Below are 1,531 nucleotides of genomic sequence, written 5' to 3'. Positions count from 1 at the left end.
CGCCCGCCGGGTTTCCGAGACGCTCGGGATCCCGCATTACGTGCTCGACTATGAAGAGCGCTTCCGCAAGGCCGTCATCGATCCCTTCGCCGAGAGCTACGTCGCCGGGGAGACGCCCATCCCCTGCGTGTCCTGCAACCAAACGGTCAAGTTCGCGGACCTTTTGGCCACCGCCCAGGATCTCGGCGCCGATGCTTTGGCCACGGGCCATTACATCCGCTCGCGCGCCAATGGCGCGCATCGCGCGCTCTACAGGCCGGTCGATGCAGACCGCGACCAGAGCTATTTCCTATTCGCCACGACCCAGGCGCAGATCGACTATCTGCGCTTCCCGCTCGGCGGACTTCCCAAGCCGCAGGTGCGGGCGATCGCCGAGGAGATGGGGCTGACGGTCGCCGCCAAGCAGGACAGCCAGGACATCTGCTTCGTGCCGCAGGGCAAGTACTCCGACATTATCGCCAAGCTGAAGCCGGCGGCCGCCAATCCAGGCGATATTGTCCATATCGACGGTCGCGTGCTCGGGCGTCACGAAGGCATCTTGCGCTACACGATCGGCCAGCGCCGCGGCATCGGCATCGCTTCGGGCGAGCCGCTCTACGTCGTCCATCTCGACGCCGACCGCGCCCGCGTCATTGTCGGCCCGCGCGAGGCGCTGGAGACGCACAGGATCTACCTGCGCGCCATGAACTGGCTCGGCGACGGCCCGCTCTCCGACGTTCCGGCCGGCGGGATCGAGCTTTTCGCAAAAGTCCGTTCGACCCGGCCGCCGCGCCCGGCCGTGCTGCATCACCGCGACGGCGTCACCTCGGTCGAGCTGGTCGACGGCGAATCCGGCATCGCGCCCGGACAGGCCTGCGTGCTCTATTCCGATGACGGCGATGAGGCGCGAGTCTATGGCGGCGGCTTTATCGAGCGCTCCGAGCGCGGCGCCGAGGCCGAGGCGATGCTATCCAGGCTTGCGCAGCAGCCCGCGCACGTCCCCGCCGAGTAACCCACGCCTTCAATCGGGCGCTTTGCCTCAGGATTCCCTTTTGTGGACGCGCCTTAAGCGGGCGACCCGCTATGCGCCACCGTCCCAGCCGTCAGGATGCGCAGCACCCGGATCGCTTCCTCGCCGTCGGTGCGGGGTTCGGCGCGCGTCTCGATGCACTGCATGAAGTGGGCGAGCTCGCGCGTCAGCGGCATGCCTTCGCCGACCGTAACGTAGGAAGGCTCGTTGGCGGTGAACGCCCACTGGCCGCTGTCCTGCCAGACAGCGTGCCTGTAGACGGCAAGCTTGCGCTCCCACGGCTCGACATCGTCGAACACCGCCATCGCCTTGGTTCCGACCACGGTCAGCCGGCGCTCGCGATAGGGATTGAGACGAGAAGCGAACAGATGGCTGCGCACGCCGTTCGGAAAGCGCATGTGCAGATGCGCGAAGTCGCTGAGGTTGTCGAGCAGTGCCGCGCCCTCGCCCCTGACCTCGATCGGCTCGGTGCCGGTGATGGCGAGGATCATCGAGAGGTCATGCGGCGCAAGGTCCCAGAGC

2 protein-coding genes are annotated in these 1,531 nt (G+C 67.1%); one reads left to right on the top strand and one right to left on the bottom strand.

All coding sequences use genetic code 11. From position 1 onward, the window contains the following. On the top strand, positions 1-991 hold a 991-nt coding region (gene mnmA, locus EOA60_RS32370; RefSeq protein WP_128312583.1), incomplete at its 5' end, for a tRNA 2-thiouridine(34) synthase MnmA. 53 nt (positions 992-1,044) lie between these two features. Here mnmA and EOA60_RS32365 read toward each other — a convergent pair. Next, positions 1,045-1,531, bottom strand: a 487-nt coding sequence (locus tag EOA60_RS32365) for a Gfo/Idh/MocA family oxidoreductase (RefSeq protein WP_164899748.1), incomplete at its 5' end; no start/stop codon positions are given.

The sequence above is a fragment of the Mesorhizobium sp. M1A.F.Ca.IN.020.06.1.1 genome (assembly GCF_004023265.1).
Taxonomy (GTDB): domain Bacteria; phylum Pseudomonadota; class Alphaproteobacteria; order Rhizobiales; family Rhizobiaceae; genus Mesorhizobium.
This window is presented reverse-complemented; position numbering and strand designations above follow the sequence as displayed.